Annotated in this window: 7 protein-coding genes; all 7 read left to right on the forward strand. The window is 75.0% G+C overall.

Going from position 1 to position 14,409, the window contains the following annotated elements:
- Window positions 1-25 precede the first annotated feature (25 nt).
- The gene (locus ACZ52R_RS15895) at window positions 26-4,765 is read left to right on the forward strand and encodes an amino acid adenylation domain-containing protein (protein WP_465753604.1); all 4,740 of its coding nucleotides are present in this window, start codon (window positions 26-28) and stop codon (window positions 4,763-4,765) included.
- A gap of 32 nt (window positions 4,766-4,797) precedes the next feature.
- Complete coding sequence (locus ACZ52R_RS15900; protein ID WP_465753605.1) at window positions 4,798-9,288, forward strand: amino acid adenylation domain-containing protein; 4,491 nt, start codon at window positions 4,798-4,800, stop codon at window positions 9,286-9,288.
- 9 nt (window positions 9,289-9,297) lie between these two features.
- Window positions 9,298-11,118, forward strand: a complete 1,821-nt coding sequence (locus ACZ52R_RS15905; RefSeq protein WP_465753606.1) for a non-ribosomal peptide synthetase — start codon at window positions 9,298-9,300, stop codon at window positions 11,116-11,118.
- Entirely contained in the window at window positions 11,115-11,900 is a 786-nt protein-coding gene (locus ACZ52R_RS15910) for a thioesterase II family protein (protein WP_465621385.1), read from the forward strand. The genes ACZ52R_RS15905 and ACZ52R_RS15910 overlap by 4 nt, the downstream gene beginning before the upstream one ends.
- Window positions 11,894-13,078 (forward strand): cytochrome P450, encoded by a 1,185-nt coding sequence (locus ACZ52R_RS15915; RefSeq protein WP_465621387.1) that lies wholly within the window; start codon window positions 11,894-11,896, stop codon window positions 13,076-13,078. Before ACZ52R_RS15910 ends, ACZ52R_RS15915 begins: the two co-directional genes overlap by 7 nt.
- A 96-nt stretch (window positions 13,079-13,174) precedes the next feature.
- Window positions 13,175-13,387: an MbtH family protein gene (locus tag ACZ52R_RS15920; RefSeq protein ID WP_465621388.1), complete on the forward strand. Its 213-nt coding sequence runs from the start codon at window positions 13,175-13,177 to the stop codon at window positions 13,385-13,387.
- Between the two features lie 8 nt (window positions 13,388-13,395).
- Window positions 13,396-14,391 carry a TauD/TfdA family dioxygenase gene (locus ACZ52R_RS15925; RefSeq protein WP_465663370.1) on the forward strand — a complete coding sequence of 332 codons (996 nt, stop codon included), beginning with the start codon at window positions 13,396-13,398 and terminating at the stop codon, window positions 14,389-14,391.
- Window positions 14,392-14,409 lie beyond the last annotated feature (18 nt).

Raw genomic sequence — 14,409 nt, forward strand, 5'->3', positions numbered from 1 at the left:
GCGCGGTTTCCCCACCGAATCCACGATGCCCGAATCCACGACGTCCGCACTAGCGACGTCCGAATTCGAGACGCCCGAATTCCCGTCGTCCGCATTCGCGCCGTTCGCCTCCGCCGTCCACCGCTTCCCGGAGCGGCCGGCCGTCCGGACCGGTGGCCGGACCGTCAGCTACCGGGAGCTGGACGGCTTGACCGCCGCCCTCGCGGCAAGGCTCGCCCCCGGGCGGACGGTCGCCGTCACCGGCCGCGACCGGCTGGACCACGTGGTCGCGTTGCTGGCGGTCCTGCGGGCCGACGCCACCTACCTGCCGCTGGACCGGACCGCCCCCGAGGAGCGCAACCGCTGGATCGCCGAGGACGCCGGGGCCTCCCTCGCCCTCGCCGGCGAGGAACTCACGGAGCTGACCGAGCTCACCGGCGAGACGGGCGCCGGCGCCGGCTACGTCATCTACACCTCCGGCACCACCGGCCGCCCCAAGGGCGTGCACGTTCCGCCGGCCGCGCTCACCGGCCACCTGGACGCCGTGGTGGAGGCCTTCGGCCTCACCGAGCGGGACGTGGTGCTGCAGTTCGCCCGCCCGACCGTGGACGTGGCGGTGGAGCAGGTGCTCGGCGCCCTGTCCGCCGGGGCCTGCCTGGTCCTCCCCGAGCAGCAACTACTCTCCCCGGCCGAGCTGTTGGACCTGCTGGACGCCGAGGGCGTCACGGTCGCCAACCTGGCCGCCGGCTACTTCCAGGACGTGGTGGCGGCCCTGGGCGGCCGGGTGCCGCGCACCCTGCGGCTGATGATCTCGGGCAGCGACAAGCTGGAGCCCGCCACCGCCGCCGCCTGGTGGGCGGCGACCGGGGTGCCTTTGCTGAACGCGTACGGGCCGACCGAGACCGTCGTCACCGCCACCACCCACCGGATCTCCGGCGAGCAGGAGCAGCCGGCGGCCCGGGTGCCGATCGGCACCGCGCTCGGCGCCCGGCGGCTCTACGTCCTGGACGAGCGGCTGCGGCCGGTGGCGCCCGGCGAGTCGGGCGAACTGTACGTCGGCGGCCCGCTGTTGGCGTCCGGCTACCTGGGCCGTCCCGGCCTCACCGCGGACCGCTTCGTCGCGGACCCGTTCGCGGACCGGTCCGCGGACCCGGACGGAACCCCGGGCGCACGGATGTACCGCACCGGCGACGTGGTGCGCCGGGCGGCCGAGGACGGACCGCTGGAGTTCCTCGGACGCGGCGACCACCAGGTGAAGATCCGCGGCTTCCGGGTCGAGCCCGGCGAGATCGAGCAGGTGCTGTCCGGGTATCCCGGCGTCACCGGCTGCGTCGTGGTGGCGTACGAGGGCCGGCTGGCCGGGTACGTGACCGGCGCCGCGCCGCGGTACGCCGAGGCCCGGGCCTGGCTGGCCGAGCGGCTGCCGGAGCACATGGTCCCGGCGACGCTCACCGCCCTGGAGGCGTTCCCGCTGACCGCCGGCGGCAAGGTGGACCGCGGGGCGCTGCCCGAGCCGCAGGCCGCGCCGGAGGGCAAGCCGGCCGGCCGCCCGCCGCGCACCCCCGCCGAGCAGCTGATCGCGGCGGTGTGGTCGGACGTGCTCGGGGTGCCGGAGGTCGGGGCCGACGACAACTTCTTCCACCTGGGCGGCGATTCGCTGACCGCCGTACGCGTGGTGGGCCGGGTCTTCGACGTCTTCGGCATGATCTCGCCGTACACCATCTTCGACGCGCCGACGCTGGCCGAGTTCGCCGCCGCGGTGACCTCCTCGGCGGGTGGCGAGCGTCCGGAGCTGACGAGGTCGGGTGCCGTCGAGGCCCCGCTGTCCAAGTTCCAGCGCGGCCTCTGGTTCCTCGACCAGTGGAACCCGGACGCGCCGACCTATGTCGTGCCCTGGGTGTTCCGCTTCACCGGGCCGGTCGACCCCGAGCTGCTGCGGCGGGCACTGGCGGGGGTGGTCGAGCGGCACGAGAGCCTGCGGACGACCTTCGAGCTCGCCGAGGACGGACCGCGCCAGGTCGTCCACCCGGCCGTGGAGCTGCCGTTCACGCTCACCGAGACCACCGCCGACCGGGTGGACGACCTGGTCGCCGAGGCCGCGCTGGAGCCCTTCGACCTGGCGGCCGGGCCCCTGGTGCGGGCGCGGGTCTTCCGGGCCGGCGGGGCGACCACCCTGCTGCTGCTCCTCCACCACATCGTCTGGGACGAGGGCTCGCTGGCCGTACTGGAGGCCGAACTTCAGGAGCTGTACGCCGCGTTGGCCGAGGGCCGCCCGGCCGAGCTGCCGGAACTCGCCGTCCAGTACGCCGACTACGCCGCCTGGCAGTACCAGGACGACACCGCTGATCGCCAACTCGACTACTGGCGCGAGCAGTTGCGTGACGCGCCGACCGCCCCGGCGCTGGCGCCGGAGCACCCCCGGCCCGAGGAGCAGGCCTTCCGCGGCGCCTTCCACCGGTTCGCGATGCCGGCCCCGGTGGGCGAGGCCGTCCGGGCGCTCGCCCGCAGCGAGGACGCCACCCCGTTCATGGTGCTGCTCGCCGGACTGGCGCTCACGCTGCACCGCCGCTCCGGGCAGCGCGACCTGGTCCTCGGCTCGCCGGTGAACGTCCGCGGCCGGGCCGAACTCGACGGTCTGATCGGCTACTTCGTCAACCTGCTGCCGCTGCGGCTGAGGCTGGAGGAGGGCGTGTCCTTCCGCGAGCTGGTCCGGCACGTGCGCGAGGTGTCGATCGGCGGTTACCGGCACCAGGAGGTGCCCTTCGACGACATCGCGAACGCCGTGCTCGACGAACGCCCCGAGGACCGCAACCCGCTCTGCCAGGTCCTGCTGGAGCTGCACCCGCTGGACAGCCGGCCGTTCACGGTCGGCGGCCACGAGGTCACCCGCGCACTTCACTCCAACCCGGTCTCCCGCTTCGACCTCTCCGTCTCGGTGGACGACCGCGGCACCGGCTTCACCGGCCGCTTCGAGTACGACAGCGACCTCTTCGGCGCCGCCACGATGGCCGGCCTGTGCGAGGAGTGGCTGGGCACCCTGGCCGCCGCCGTCGAGGTGCCGGTGCACGCCCTGTTCGAGGCGCAGGCCGCCCGCACCCCGTGGGCCACCGTCCTGATCTCCGGCGAACGGACCGTCGGGTACGGCGAGTTGAACGCCGCCGCGAACCGGCTCGCCCGCCACCTGGCGGGCCTGGGCATCGGCCGCGGCGACACCGTCGCCGTGCTGGCCGACCGCGGGCCCGACCTGGTCACCGCACTGCTGGCGGCACTCAAGACCGGCGCCGCCTACACCCTGCTCGACCCGGACTTCCCGGCCGAGCGGCTGGCCGGCGCGGTCGCCGACACCGGCGCCGCCACGGTGATCACCCACCGGCACGCCACCGTGCCGTTCGCCGTCCGCAGTCAGGTGGACCTGGACGCCTCGGCCGCCGAACTCGCCCGCCACCCGGCGCACGACCTCGGCCTGCCGGTCGACGGCGCCGACCTCGCCTGCGTGATGTTCACCTCCGGCTCCACCGGCCGCCCCAAGGGCGTGGCCGTCCCGCACCGGGCGCTCACCACCACCTACCTCGGCCAGGACTACGCCCGCTTCGGCCCGGAGGAGGTCTGGCTGCAGTGCTCGCCGGTCTCCTGGGACGCCTTCGCGCTGGAACTGTACGGCGCCCTGTGCTTCGGCGCGGCCTGCGTCCTGCAGCCCGGCCAGCGGCCGGACCCGCAGACCATCGCCGAGCTGACCCGCCGCCACGGCGTCACCCGCCTCCAGCTCTCCGCGAGCCTGTTCAACTTCCTGCTGGAGGAGTTCCCGGAGACCTACGACGGCCTGGGGCTCGCCTTCACCGCCGGCGAGCGGGCCTCGGTCACCCACGTGGCCAAGGCCCTGGAGAACCACCCGGGCCTGGTGGTCGCCAACGGCTACGGCCCGGTCGAGAGCCTCGGCCTGACCACCTGCCACGAGGTCACCCCCGCCGACGTCACCGGCGGCTCCGTGCCGATCGGCGTCGCGCTGCGCGGCAAGGGCATCCACGTCCTGGACGAGCTGCTGCGCCCCGTCGAGCCCGGCGTCACGGGGGAGCTGTACGCCTCCGGCGGCGGCCTCGCCCACGGCTACCTCGGCCGGCCCGGCCTGACCGCCGAACGCTTCGTCGCCTCCCCGTTCGGCGCCCCCGGCGAGCGCCTCTACCGCACCGGCGACCTCGGCTACGTCAACGCCGAGGGCCTGCTGGAGGTCACCGGCCGGATCGACGACCAGATCAAGATCCGCGGCTTCCGGGTCGAGCCCGGCGAGATCGAGGACGCGCTCACCCGCCACCCGGCCGTCCAGGAGGCCGTCGTCACCGTGCACGAGCCCGCCCCGGGCGACCGCCGGCTCGCCGCCTACGTCACCGTCGGCGCCGACGCCCCCGCCCCGGACGCCCTGCTCGACCACCTGGCCGCCCTGCTGCCCGAGCACATGGTGCCCGCCACCCTCGACGTCCTGGACGCCCTGCCGCTCAACCACAACGGCAAGGCGGACCGGAAGGCGCTGCCCGCCCCCGCCGGGCGCCGGGCCGCCGCCGCCGACCCGCTGACCGAGGCCGAACGGCTGGTCGCCGAGGCGATGCGCGAGGTGCTCGAACTCGCCGAGGTCGGCCGCGAGGACAACTTCTTCCGGATCGGCGGCAACTCGCTGGCCGCCGTCCGGGTCGCGATGCGGCTGTCCCGGGAGACCGGCACCCGCGTCCCCCCGCAACTGGTCTTCCGAGCCAGGACCGTGAGCGCCATCGCCGAACGGCTGGCCGCCCGATGACGGACCGTACCGCACACGAAGGGAACGAGGCCGTGAGCCCGTCCGACCGCCCGGCGCGCACCGCGCCCGTCTCGGGGCTGCAGCGCGGCCTCTGGTTCCTCGACCACCTCGACCCGCAGGCCGTCACCTACTGCACCCCCTGGACCGTCGACGTCACCGGCCCGCTCGACCTCGCGCTGCTCCGGCGCGCGCTGGACGCCTTGGTGGCCCGGCACGAGACGCTGCGCACCACCTTCGCGCTGCACCCCGACGGCCCCCGCCAGCAGGTGCACCACGACCTGCGGGTGCCGCTCGCGGTGACCGACCTGCGCCCGCAGGCCGGCCCCGGGCAGGCCGAACCCGGGCAGGCCGAGAGCCCCGGACAGGCCGGGCGCCTCGAGGAACTGCTCGCCGCCCGCTGCGCCGAGCCCTTCGACCTGGCCGCGGGCCCGCTGCTGCGGGCCGAGGCCTTCCGGCTCGCGGACGAGCGCACCACGGTGCTGTTCACCGTCCACCACATCGTCTGGGACGGCTGGTCCGCCGAGGTCTTCGGTCGCGAGCTCGCCGAGCTGTACGGCGCGGCGCTGGAGGGCCGCGAGGCCGTCCTGCCGGAGCTGACCGCGCAGTACGCCGACTACGCACAGGAGGAGCTCGGCACCTCCTACGAGGAGCACCTGACCTACTGGAAAGAGCAGTTGAACGGCGCGCCCGGCCTGCTGGAGCTGCCCACCGACCGGCCCCGGCCCGCCGAGCGCGGCGCCGCCGGACGGACCGAGGAGTTCGGCCTCGCGCCCGGGACGGCGGCCCGGGTCCGCGCCCTGGCCGAGAGTGAGGGCGTCACCCCGTTCACCGTCCAACTGGCCGCTTTCGCGCTGCTGCTGAACCGCTGGACCGGCGCCGACGACCTGGTGATCGGCACCCCGGTCACCACCCGCGACCGCCCCGAACTGGAGCACCTGCTCGGCTACTTCGTCAACCTGCTGCCGCTGCGGCTGCGGCTCGCGCCCGCGCTGAGCTTCCGGGACCTGCTGGAGCACGTCCAGGACGTCGCCTTCGACGCCTACGGCTACCTCGACGTGCCCTTCGACCAGCTGGTCGACCACCTCGGTGCCGCCCGCACCGCGCAGCACCCGCCGCTGGTCCAGGTGGTGTTCGGCGCCCACACCGAGGACCGCACCCCGCTCGCGCTCGGCCCGGCCACCGCCGAGAGCCGGGTGCGCTCCAACGGCACCAGCAAGTTCGACCTCACCTGGTCCGTCTTCGACAGCGGCGAGAGCGGCACCGGCGGCGGCACCGGCGGCGAACTGCGCGGCGAGGCCGAGTACCGCAGCGAGCTGTTCGATCCGGAGACCGTCCGCCGGCTGGCCGCCGAGTTCGACGCCCTGCTCACCGCGGCCCTCGACGACCCCGACGCCACCGTGCTGCGGCTGACCACCCGCACCGCCGAGGCGGTCCGGGCCACCGACACTCCCGGCCACTGCCTGCACCACCTGTTCGAGCGGGCCGTCGACGCCCACCCCGACCGGCCCGCCGTCAGCGACCCCGACCGCACCCTGAGCTACGCCGAGCTCGACCGCCGGGCCAACCGCCTCGCGCACGCCCTGCGCGCCCGCGGGGCCGGCCCCGGCGACCGGATCGGCCTGCTGCTGGACCGCACGGCCGACGTCCTGGTCACCGTCCTCGGCGTACTCAAGACCGGCGCCGCGTACGTGCCCGTCGACCTGGCCGCCCCCGCCGACCGCGCCGCGCTCGTCTTCGGCGACACCGACGTCACCCTGGTGGTCACCGACCGCCCGGACCGGGTGCCCGAAGGCCCCTGGCAGGCCTACGACCTGACCGCTTCCGCGGACCTGGCCGCCCGGCCGGACACCCGCCCGCCGGCCGCCGGCCGCCCCGGCGACGTCGCCTACATCATCTTCACCTCCGGCTCCACCGGCCGCCCCAAGGGCGTCGCGGTCGCCCACGAGCACGTCAGCCGGCTCATGGCGGACGGCGCGGAGCACTTCGGCTTCGGCCCGGAGGAGACCTGGACGCTCTTCCACAGCTACGCCTTCGACTGGACGGTCTGGGAGATGTGGGGCGCCCTGCTGCACGGCGCCCGCCTGGTCGTCGTCCCGTACGTGACCAGCCGCTCGCCGGAGGAGTTCGCCCAGCTGCTGGAGGAGGAGCGGGTCTCCTTCCTCTGCCTCACCCCCTCGGCGCTGCGCCAGCTGGAGCCCGTGCTGCGCCGCCGCCCGCGTGCCCTGCCCGCGCTGAAGTGGATCATGCTCGGCGGGGAGGCGCTGGACCCGGCCGTCGTCCAGCGCTGGTTCGGACTCGAGCCGCCGCCCCCGGCCCGCCTCTGCAACCTGTACGGCATCACCGAGACGACCGTCCACGTCACCACCCACGACCTGGCCGACAGCGCCGGATTCGAACGCAGCCTGATCGGCGCGCCGATGCCGCACCTGAGCGTGCAGGTCCTGGACGACTGGCTGCGGCCCTGCCCGCCCGGCGCGGCCGGCGAGCTGTACATCGGCGGCGGCAGCCTCGCCCACGGCTACTGGGGCCGCCCCGGCCTCACCGCCGGCCGCTTCGTCGCCGACCCGTACGGCCCGCCCGGGGCCCGGCTCTACCGCACCGGCGACGTCGCCCGGCGACTGCCCGGCGGCGGGCTCGAGTACATCGGACGCGCCGACCTCCAGGTCAAACTGCGCGGCTTCCGGATCGAACTCGGCGAGATCGAGAACGCGCTCGCCGCCCACCCGGACGTCGACGCCTGCGTCGTCACCGTGCACGAGGACCGCCTCGCCGCGTACGTCACCGGGCGCGAGCCCGCCGACGTCCGCGCCTTCCTCGGCCGCTCGCTGCCCCCGTACATGGTCCCGGCGAGCTTCACCGTGCTGGAGTCGCTGCCGCTCACCGTCAACGGCAAGGTGGACCGCGCCGCGCTGCCCGCCCCCGGCCAGCGCAGCACGGCCACCGGCGGCCGCCACGTCGAGCCGCGCAGCCCGGAGGAGGAGGCCTTCGCCGCCGTCTGGACGGAGGTCCTCGGGGTGGACGGCATCGGCGTCCACGACGACTTCTTCCACCTCGGCGGCGACTCCATCCGGGCCGTCCAGCTCGCCGGCGCGCTGCACGAGCGCGGCTGGGGCGTGAGCCTGCGGGACGTCTTCAACGCCCCCACCGTCGCCGCCCTGCTGCCGCTCGCGCAGCCCGTCACGGAGGGCCCGCCGGCCCACGAGCCCTTCGCCCTGATCACCCCGGAGGACCGCGCCGACCTGCCGCCCGGCCTCGTCGACGCCTACCCGATGGTGTCCATGCAGCTCTCCATGGTCTTCCACATGGAGATCGCCGGCGGCACCGACAGCTACCACAACGTCAACTCCTACCGGATCTGCGGCGACCTCGACGAACCGGCCTTCCGCCGCTCCGTCGCCGAGGCGATGGACCGCCACGCCGTGCTGCGCACCGGCCTCGACCTGTCCGGCTACGGCGAACCGCTGCAGCTCGTCCACGGCCGGCTGCCCGCACCCGTCGAGTTCGCCGACCTGCGCGGGGAACAGGACCAGGACACCGCGATCCGCGAGGTGTTCGACACCCACCGGTGGACGCCCTTCGACCTCACCGCGCCGCCGCTGTTCCGGATCACCGTGCAGCGCCTCGCCGAGGACGCCTTCCAGCTCACCGTTTCCGAACACCACGCGATCCTCGACGGCTGGAGCTTCACCTCCCTGCTCACCGAGATCCTGGAACGCCACACCGCCCTCGCCGCCGACCCGCTCGGCGCCCCCACCCCGCCGCCGCGCACCGCCTTCCGCGACTTCGTGGCCGTCGAACGGCAGGCCGCCCAGGACGAGCGGTCGCTCGCCTACTGGCGCGAGCGGCTGTCCGGCGCCAGCGGCCAGCTGTTCCCCGGCAGCGAGGACGTGCACGAGGCGCCGCGCACCGTCGAGCGGGTGCTGCCCGAGGCGCCCGAACAGCTGCGGCTGGTCGCCGACGCACTGGCCGTGCCCGTCAAGTCGGTCGCGCTCGCCGCCCACCTGCACGCCCTCGCCGCCGTCACCGGGCGACCGCGCGTCACCACCGGCCTGGCCGTCAACGGCCGGCTGGAACGGCTCGGCGGCACCGAGGTGTACGGGCTGTTCCTCAACACCGTCCCGCTGAGCTGCGAGCCCACCGACGACCTGCTCGCCCTGGCCCGCGAGGTCCACCGGGAGGAGCTCGACATGATGCCGCACCGCCGGGTGCCCTTCGCCCGCCTCGCCCGGCTGATGACCGACACCGCGCTGGACAGCCAGTTCGGCTACCTGCGCTTCCACGCCCTGGGCCGGCTCAGCTCGGCCCGCATCGTGGACGGCCGGATCGGCACCGAGCCGACCCTGCGCCACGAACCCAACAGCTTCGCCTTCGGTGCCTCGGTGATCCAGGACCCGGTCACGCAGCGGGTGCTGCTCGCCGTGGACCACCAGCGCTCCCTGGTCACCGACCGCACCGCCGAGCAGTTCATCGACACCTACACGGCCGCCCTGCACGCCATGGCCACCGCCGTCCGAAAGTCCTGAGGAGCCGTCATGACCGACCTGCTGGAGCGCCTGCGCGCCACCGTCGCCGCCCACCCCGAGCGCACCGCCGTCCTCGCCCCCGCCGCCTCCGCCGGGCAGACCGGAACGGCCCGCCTGGACTACGCCGAACTCGACCGCCGCACCGCCGCCCTGGCCCGCGCCCTGCGCGCCCGCGGCGTCGGCCGCGGCGACCGGGTCGGCGTCCACCTCGCCCGCACCGCCGACCTGCCGGTCGCCCTGCTCGCCGTCTGGCGGGCCGGCGCCGCCTACGTTCCGCTCGACCCGGCCTACCCCGCCGAGCGGCTGGCCTTCATGGCCTCCGACGCCGGGCTCGCGGCCCTGATCAGCGCCGACGGCCTCCCGGCGGCCCAGGACGTGCCGGTGCTGCGCCCGGACGCCACCGCCGACCGGACCGACCTGCCGGAGCTGCCCGACCTGCCGGAGCAGGCCCACCCGCTCGACCCGGCCTACGTCATCTACACCTCCGGCTCCACCGGCCGCCCCAAGGGCGTCGAGGTGCCGCGCGGCGCCGTTGCCGCGCTGGTGGCGGCCCTGGAGGCCGACGGCGCCTACCGCGCCGAGCCCGGGGTGGTCGGCTGGAACGCCAGCGTCTCCTTCGACGCCTCCGTCCAGCAGTGGGCCCGGATCTGCCGCGGCGACACCGTCCTGGTCATCGGCGACGAGCACCGCGCCGACCCGGCCCGGCTGGCCGGCCTGCTCGCCGAGCACGCCGTCACCGACCTCGACCTGACCCCCTCGCACTGGGAGCTGCTGCGCGAGCCGCTCACCGGGGCCCGGGTACCGCGGCTGTTCATGGGCGGCGAGCCCGTCCCCGAGCGCACCTGGCGGGAACTGGCCGACACCGGCATCGACGCCCTCAACATGTACGGGCCCACCGAGTGCACCGTCGACGCCGTCACCGCGCCGATCACCGGCCCCGGGCCGCACCTGGGCGAGCCGCTGCCCGGCGTGCGCCTCCACCTGCTGGACGAGAAGCTCTCCCCGGTCGCCGCCGGCGTCGTCGGCGAGCTGTACGTGGCCGGGCCCGGGCTCGCCCACGGCTACGTCGGCCGGCCCGCACTGACCGCCGAGCGCTTCGTCGCCGACCCCTTCGGCGAGCCCGGCACCCGGATGTACCGCACCGGCGACCAGGCCCGACGCGGCGAGGGCGGGCGGCTGGAGTACGTCGGCCGGGTGGACCGCCAGGTCAAGCTGCGCGGCTACCGGATCGAGCTCGGCGAGATCGAGCACGCCCTGGCCCGGCTGGACGGCGTCCAGGCCGCCGCCGTCACGGTGTACGAGCCCGCTCCCGGCGACCGCCGGCTCGCCGGCTACGTCACCGGCGGGCCGGCCGCCGCCGGGCCGACCGCCGCCGAGCTGACCGAGCGGCTGCGGGCCACCCTGCCCGCCCACCTGGTGCCCTCGGTGATCACCGTGCTGGACGCCATGCCGCTCACCCCGAACGGCAAGGTCGACCTGGCGGCGCTGCCCGTCCCCGCCGTCGTCCCCGTCCCCACCGCCGTCGCGGAGGCTGCGCCGGAGGAAGCCACCGGCCTGGCGGCGCAGGTCGCCGAGGTCTGGAGCACCGTGCTCGGCGTGGCCGGCCTCGCGCCCACCGACGACTTCTTCTCGCTCGGCGGCCACTCGCTCGCCGCGCTGCGCGTCGTCCACCTGCTGCGCCGCCGGCTCGGCATCGAGCTCCAGCTGCGCCACCTGCTCGACTCGGCCGACCTGGCCGCCTTCACCGCCACCGTCGAGCGGGCCGTCGACGCCGGCACCGCCGCCCCCCGGCCCGCCCTGACCGCCCGCGCCCGGGTGAGCGGCGCATGACCACCGCCACGCGGGTGCGACCCCGCGCCGAGGGGGACTGGCTGCTGGTCCCCGTACCCCAACCGCACCGCCCGTTCCGGCTGTTCTGCTTCCCGCACGCCGGCGGCGACGCCACCGCCTACACCCCCCTGGCCCGCGCCCTCGCCCCGGACGTCGAGGTCTGGGCCCTGCGCCCGCCCGCGCGCGGCGGCCGCCTCGGCCACCCGATGCCCGCGAGCTTCGACCTGCTGGTCGACGCCGTCGTGGAGGCCCTCACCCCGCACCTGACCGGGCGGTTCGGCTTCTACGGGCAGAGCTTCGGCGCCCTGCTCGGCTACGAGGTCGCCCGGGCACTGCCCGCCGAGCGGCGACCCGAACTGGTCGTCGCCGCCTCCGCCTCGCCGCCGGCCGCCTGGGCCGGACAGGACCGCCCGCGGTACGACGCCGACGACCTGCTCCGCCTCGCCGGCATGGGCGAACTCGTCGAGGGCGAAGCCGATCTGAAGGAACACGCGCTGCGCGGCATCCGTACCGACCTGGCCGTGGTCGCCACCTACCGGCCCCGCCCGCACCCGCCGATCGGCTCCGACCTGCACACCGTCGTCGGCGTCGAGGACCCGCTCCTCGCCGCTGGCGGCCTCGAAGGCTGGGCCGCCCACACCCGCGGCCGATCCGGCCACCACGTCGTCCCCGGCGGCCACCTGCTCGCCACCGTCGACGGGCCCGGCCCGGTCGACCTGCTGACCTCCCTCATCACGCGGCCCGGCGCCGCCCCCCAGCCCACGACGGAGTACTCATGCTGACCACCACCGCCGTCGACCTCACCGACCCGGACCTGTGGGCCCGCCCCGACACCCCCGGCCTGGTCGCCGAGCTGCGCCGGGAGGCCGCCGTCCACCGCACCGACACCGTCGACGACGGGCCGGTCTGGTCGGTGCTCTCCTACCGCCACTCCGCGGAGGTGCTGCGCGACGCCGCCCTCTACAGCTCCGAGCAGGGCTCGCTGCTCGGCGCCGGCGAGGGCAACGTCCCGGTCGGATCCGGCCGGATGATGGCCCTCACCGACCCGCCCCGGCACCGCGAACTCCGCGCCCCGGCCAACCCGTTCTTCGCCCCCGGTCCGGTGCGCGGCGCCGCCCGCGGCATCGGCGAACTCGCCGCCTCGATCGTCGACCAGGCCGTCGAACGGGGCGAGGTGGACCTCGTCGACGCCGTCTCCGCCCTCCCGCTGTCCGTCATGTGCGACCTCCTGGACGTCCCGGAGAAGGACCGCGAGATGGTCGAGCGGGTCTGCGACGTCGCCTTCCTCGGCAACACCCCCGAGGAGCGCCGGGCCGGCCACCAGCAGCTCATCCCGTACCTGCTGCACCAGGTGATGCTGCGCCGCACCGACCCGCGCGACGACCTGATCAGCAAGATGGCGACCTACCGGGTCGGCGGCAAGCTGCTGCCGGTCGAGGACGTCGTCCTCAACCTGGACAACATCGTGGTCGGCGGCGTCCAGACCGTCCGCCACACCGCCGCCATGGGCCTCCACACCCTCGTCCAACACCCCGAACTGTGGCGGAAGTTGCAGCAGGGCGAGGTCGGCATGGACTCGGCGCTGGACGAACTCCTGCGCTGGACCTCCGTCGGGCTGCACACCCTGCGCACCGCGAGCCGGGACACCGAACTCGACGGCCGCACCATCCGGCGCGGCGACCGGGTCGCCGTCTGGGTGTGGTCCGCCAACCGCGACCCGGAGGCCTTCGACCGGCCCGAGGAGATCCTGCTGGACCGCGCCCCCAACAAGCACCTCGCCCTCGGCCTCGGCGCCCACTACTGCATCGGCGCACCGCTGGCCAAGGCCGAACTCGGCGCCCTGTTCACGGCGATGCTGGAGCGCGTCGCCGTGATCGAACCGACCGGCCCGGTCACCCACAACCGCTCGATCATCAACTTCGGCCTGGACCACTTCCCGGTCCGCCTCATCCCGCGCTGACCACCGGCGGTGCCCAACTGCCGCGTTCCTGCCGGGACTCCTGCCCTTCCCGCCCCCGGCCCGCCCCTACCTTCGAATCAACCCAAGGAGGACACCATGAGCAACCCGTTCGAGGACGACAACGCCGGCTACCTGGTGCTGGTCAACGACGAGAACCAGCACTCGCTGTGGCCGGTCTGGATCGACGTGCCCGGCGGCTGGACCACCGTCCACGGCGAGGACACCCGCCAGGGCTGCCTCGACTACATCGAGGCGAACTGGACCGACATCAGGCCCGCCGGCCTGGTCGCCTCCCTCGCCCGCCGGTGAGCGCCACCATGCCGACCTGGGAACTGAACCCCGGCCGCCCGGCCCTCGCCCACGCCCCGCGCACCGCCGACCTCGGCGAGGCCTGCGCGTGGCTGCGAGAGAACGAGACCGAGCTCACCGCCGCCCTGCACCGCCACGGCACGATCTTCCTGCGCGGCCTGCCGGTCGCGAGCACCGAGGACGTCGCGGCCGTGCGCGACATCCTCATCCCCGAGCGCACCCCCTACCGCGAGAAGGCCACCCCGCGCAGCGACTACGGCAACGGCGTCTTCTCCTCCACCGACCTCCCGCCGGCCCAGCCGATCCGGATGCACAACGAGAACAGCTACACCCTCACCTTCCCGGGCCGGCTGCTCTTCGCCTGCCTCATCGCCCCCGAGGAGGGCGGCGCCACCCCGACCGCCGACTGCCGCCGGGTGCTGGACCACCTGCCGGCCCGACTGGTCGAGCGGATGCGGACCACCGGCTGGACGCTCACCCGCAACTACTCGGACTACGTCTCCCTCGGCTGGCGCACCGCCTTCGCCACCGAGGACCGGGCCGAGGTCGAGGCCTACTGCCGGGAGAACGGCATCACCTGCGAGTGGCGGCCCGACGGCAACCTGCGCACCGGCCAGCTGCGCCCCGGCACCATCCACCACCCGGCGACCGGCGAAGAGGTCTGGTTCAACCACCTCGCGTTCTGGAACGAGTGGTCGCTCGACCCGGACATCCGTGAGGCCATGATCGACGAGTTCGGCGCGGACGGCCTGCCGTTCAACACCGGGTTCGGCGACGCCGAACCGCTCGGGCGCGCCGATGTCGACGCCCTCAACGAGGCGTACCACGCCGCGACCGTGCGCGAGCGCTGGCAGGCCGGCGACGTGATGCTGGTCGACAACGTGCTCTGCGCGCACGGCCGGGACCCGTACCGCGGCGACCGCAGGATCGCCGTCGCGATGGGGCAGCCCGTCGACGTCCTGGACTGCCGGCCCAGCGTCCGGCCGACCCTGGCCGCCGTCTGACCGCCCCGTTCCTGGCCG

It is taken from the genome of Kitasatospora sp. NPDC034023 (assembly GCF_055575795.1).